Origin of the sequence: Gordonia sp. (in: high G+C Gram-positive bacteria) (assembly GCF_049299075.1) — a bacterium.
Taxonomy (GTDB): Bacteria; Actinomycetota; Actinomycetes; order Mycobacteriales; family Mycobacteriaceae; genus Gordonia.
The window spans coordinates 1-3,210 of the sequence record NZ_JBAQWU010000147.1; the positions used below are offsets into that span (position 1 = coordinate 1).

At 65.9% G+C, this 3,210-nt stretch carries 5 protein-coding genes; all 5 read right to left on the minus strand.

The features are described from left to right. Window positions 1-366, minus strand: a 366-nt coding sequence (locus WAW85_RS04995) for a PPOX class F420-dependent oxidoreductase (RefSeq protein ID WP_422558541.1), incomplete at its 3' end; no start/stop codon positions are given. Between the two features lie 218 nt (window positions 367-584). Continuing rightward, window positions 585-1,094, minus strand: a complete 510-nt coding sequence (locus tag WAW85_RS05000; protein WP_422558542.1) for a MarR family winged helix-turn-helix transcriptional regulator — start codon at window positions 1,092-1,094, stop codon at window positions 585-587. Between the two features lie 173 nt (window positions 1,095-1,267). Beyond that, window positions 1,268-1,828 (minus strand): Uma2 family endonuclease, encoded by a 561-nt coding sequence (locus WAW85_RS05005; protein ID WP_422558543.1) that lies wholly within the window; start codon window positions 1,826-1,828, stop codon window positions 1,268-1,270. A 109-nt stretch (window positions 1,829-1,937) separates the two neighbouring features. Beyond that, window positions 1,938-2,531: a class F sortase gene (locus WAW85_RS05010; RefSeq protein ID WP_422558544.1), complete on the minus strand. Its 594-nt coding sequence runs from the start codon at window positions 2,529-2,531 to the stop codon at window positions 1,938-1,940. Beyond that, window positions 2,528-3,121, minus strand: coding sequence for a hypothetical protein (locus WAW85_RS05015; protein ID WP_422558545.1), 594 nt, complete (start codon window positions 3,119-3,121; stop codon window positions 2,528-2,530). Before WAW85_RS05015 ends, WAW85_RS05010 begins: the two co-directional genes overlap by 4 nt. Between the last annotated feature and the right edge of the window lie 89 nt (window positions 3,122-3,210).

Here is a 3,210-nt window from a genome sequence, read left to right on the forward strand (position 1 = left end):
GTGCGGCCGGCCAGTCGGCCGGTCGCTCGTCAGGTTTATCGACCAGGAAGTGGTCGGAGTGATCTTCAGGATTTGTTGACCGCCCCGGTCCACAAGTTCAGCGGTCCCGTAGATCCGCAGGTAGCGCGGAGTCCACGGATTGGTCGAGGACAGGTCGTCGATGACCAGGGCTATTCGAGCGTTGCCGTCACGGACGTTGCGTGCGCGCCGAGTATTGGTCGGGTTGTAACCGCCGATGTAGAAGTGCGTGCCGTCGAACTCGTAGCCGACGGGGGTGACGTCGGGCTGGCCGTCGTTGGAGACCGTCGCAATGCGGGCCAGCGGTTGAGAACGGATATAGGCGGCTTCGTCGTCGGTGAAAGCCATGCTGTTCACTGCCTTTCGGTGTTCATGATTTCGGTGGTCATAGTGCGAGGGTCGCCCGCGGCGAGGAGTCTGGCGACGTCAAAGGCGACTCGGACCCGGATGATCTGCCCGTGATCGATGAGAAGTAGGGAGACTTCGCAGTTCGGCCGGCGCATTCCGGCGCCACGCCGCGAAGTAGGCCTCGGCCACGGTACTGGGAGCAGCAGCAGGGTTGGCGGTCATGACGTTCTCGGTGAATCGGTGGACGGGTTCGTAGGGGTGAGGATCTTCGCCATCGCGATACGCAGGTCCGCGCGTTCGGCGATCGACAACGGATCGAGCAGCCGGTCGAGCTCGCGGGTGGAGTCGGCGTGCACGGCACCACCGGTTCGGCGGCCGAGGTCAGTCACGGTCACGTGCACGGCGCGCCGATCCCCGGGGACGGGCACCCGCTCTACAAGTCCCGACCGCTCGGCACGGTCGACCAGTCCGGTCATCGCCGCTCGTTCGACACCCAACATGCGTGCAAGCTCGGCCATCCCCTTCGGTCCGGCGACGAGCACGCCGAGTAGTCGCGCCTGAACCGGAGTCAGATCGTGCCGTGCCGAGACCGACGTGAAGACGTCCTGAATTAGGCGGGACAATCGGATCAGGGCGTTCGCGGAGGTCATCTGTTCCGACAACGCGGTCACCGCACACTGTTCGTCTGCCTCCAGGCGGGCCTCGTTACCCTCATCAATATGATTCACACCATTAACAATACGTGACACGTACTATTTATTCCACGTGCTTCGCTGCGGGACGTCTCACCTGGGGAGGTGCCGGGCACCACCGAATACTCGATGAGCCGGCCCCGGTGCCGCCGCTGCAGCGGACAGCATGCGTCAGTGACTCGATCCGCTAACCAGAGGCAGCCCTGAGGTCAGTCCACCAACTCGGCTGGCGCGAAGCTCAGGGAAAACGGTGTTTCCAGACTGATCGGGGCGTCGCCGGCGACCGCGGCGACCTTTGCGTAACCGTCCCGTCCCAACCGCCATGCGACGATCGAGGGAACCGCTGGGTCGACGACCCAGTAGTGCTCGCATCCCGCGTCCGCCAGTTTCTGCTTCTTCAGAACGAGGTCGATGCCGCGCGTCGACGGGGAGAGCACCTCAACCGCGAGAACAGGTGCTCCGCGCACGCAGTCCTCGGTGAACGCTGACCGCATGGCCACGATGACATCCGGCTGAATCACGGTGTCTTCGGACAGGACGACGTCGACGGGCGCCACGGAGGCCTTCATCCTCGGCGGGCAGGAGGCCTTGAGAAGGGAACCGAGAGTGAGCACGACGTCCTGGTGCCGGATCTTGGGTGCCGGGCTCACGATCAGAACTCCATCGAGAAGCTCATAGCGGTGCCCGTCGGCGGGCATCGCCTGCAGGTCGGCGTACGTCAGTGGACGGCCGTGCGGCAGGCCGAGCACTTCGGTGGTCATGCTCGTCATCATAGTGTTCCTTCCCCTGCATGCCGCCGATTCAACGCCGCCGCCCGCCAGGAGGGAAGTCCCGGATCTGCGCCTTGTGGATAACCGCCCACGCTGGTGCGCTGCAGCCTCACGTCGGCAATGCGAGGACGACGATGTTGTCGCGGTAGCCCAGGGGAGGACCGACGAAGGGGCCGCCACAGGTTACCAATGCGAGGGTTTCTGGACCGTCGAGGCGGTTGAGTTCGTCGACGGGGAGGCCGCCCTCTTTGGTCACCGCGTCGACGCTGCTGACCCGGTAGCTCCGCGTTTGCTGATCGGCGGTGGTCACCTCGATGATCGCGCCGGGGGTCAAGCTGGAGAAGCGCTGGGCGAAGCCGGTGCCCTGCTCGACGTCATCGACGTGACCGGTGATCACGACGGTGCCTGCACCCGAACCCGGGCGCGCCGATCCGATCCACCAGCCGAGTTGCGCGATGTCCTTGGGCGGCAACAGCACGCCATTGTCGTCGGTGTCGACCGTCTGAATCGGAGCCGAACCGCTGACGAGACGCAGCGTCACCGGCGCGGACGGGTCGTTGGTGTGGGTCAGCACCGGCGGCGGCGCCGACTCCTGTGCACCGGACATCGGGGCGGGTTGCTCGGTGCCGCACCCGGCGGCCAGGAGCAGTGCCGCCGCCCCTAGCGCCGCGAGCAGCAGGCGCACCGGGTGGCCGGTCATCATCGAGTGCGGCCGGACGGGATCGACTCGATCGGAACACGTCCGCGGTGGTGGTGTTGCGGCTGTTGCGAAGCGAGCAGAAAGACGACATCCACCGAGCCGCCTGCGGGCACCACGGGGTTGGCCGCCCACGAGGACACTAGCCGGTAGCCGCCCGGAATGCCGAGGATCTCGACGCGGTACGCACCGGCTGGCAACGATATCGCCGCAGGCATCCGAGTGTCGTGAATGTCCGGGCGCCAGACGCGCGCCCCCACGTCCACCACTTCGGCACCGGTCGTCACGTCGACGACCCGCAGATTCAGAATGCCGTCGCGGGCCGGGGTGGTTTCTCCGGAGGTCGTGGCAGAACTGGCGCCTGACGAGCTCCCTGCCGACGAGCTCCCTGCCGACGAACTAGTGCTAGTCGACGAACTAGTGCTAGTCGAGCCGTCTGCCGTCGACGTCGCGGCGCTGGTTGCCGTGCCTGTGGTTGCCGTGCCGGTGGTTGCGGTGGGGTCGGCGCCAGCCGGACCGACGGCCCCAAGGCTTCCGGCCACCAGGAGGGCCGCGGTGAGGGCAATAAGCATTCGGCGCCAGATCTGAACGGACATGGCGAGCCTCGATTTCTCCCGACCCGAGGGTCCCGACACTCGGTATGTCTGTCCGCGGCCCAGCAATGTTACTTACGTCACCACAGATG

Coding starts and splice junctions, on each gene's coding strand:
- WAW85_RS05005 (WP_422558543.1), bottom strand. CDS start 1,828: ATGACGAGCATGACCACCGAAGTGCTCGGCCTGCCGCACGGCCGTCCA.
- WAW85_RS05010 (WP_422558544.1), bottom strand. CDS start 2,531: ATGATGACCGGCCACCCGGTGCGCCTGCTGCTCGCGGCGCTAGGGGCG.
- WAW85_RS05015 (WP_422558545.1), bottom strand. CDS start 3,121: ATGTCCGTTCAGATCTGGCGCCGAATGCTTATTGCCCTCACCGCGGCC.